Raw genomic sequence first — 736 nt, forward strand, 5'->3', positions numbered from 1 at the left:
TATTAGGAACTAGCATACTAATTCCTAATAATAAGTTTATTTTTAAGCTAATAAATCAAGTTCTAAATTCATTTAGCTTTTTGTTTAGTTGTTCTGTCATCTCACTTAGATGATTTGCTGCTCCTGCTATTTCTTCTACACTTCTTGCGTTTTCATTAGTGATAGTATTCATATTATTTACTCCACTTAATATCTCGCTCATATCTTTGCTTGTGCTTATATAATCATTTACAGTTGCTTCACTAATTTTTACAGCTTCACTCATTACTTTACCCATTTCATTAATTGTATCTTGGGTATTACTTGCTACTTGAGTTAATTTACTAATTTCTGCTGAATTAGTGCTCATTTGCTCGCTTGCATCTTTAATACCTTGAACTATAACGCTTATTGTTGCATTTATTTCACTAAGGCTTTTTTGAGTTCTTTCTGCTAGGCTTCTTACTTCATCAGCTACTACGGCAAACCCACGCCCATGCTCTCCTGCTCTTGCAGCTTCTATTGCAGCATTTAATGCAAGTAAGTTAGTCTGGTCTGCTACATCGTTAATTATTTCTAAAATAGATTTAACATTATCAGCATCACGGCTTAATTGCTCAATCTTACTAGCTAAAGCACTTTCTATATCAGCACTATGATTTATTTGATTAGTTAATGAATTAATAGCATCGTTTGCTGATTTTATAAACTTACTTGCATTACTTAATTCATCTTTACCTTTAGCTGCACCAATTAC

The 736-nt window shown here is 32.2% G+C and carries 1 protein-coding gene; it reads right to left on the reverse strand.

Going from position 1 to position 736, the window contains the following annotated elements:
* Positions 1-55: 55 nt before the first annotated feature.
* Positions 56-736 (reverse strand): methyl-accepting chemotaxis protein (locus AVBRAN9334_RS10085; protein ID WP_336607738.1); only part of this gene is annotated, 681 nt, incomplete at its 5' end.

Origin of the sequence: Campylobacter sp. RM9334 (assembly GCF_020138145.1) — a bacterium.
GTDB lineage: Bacteria > Campylobacterota > Campylobacteria > Campylobacterales > Campylobacteraceae > Campylobacter_E.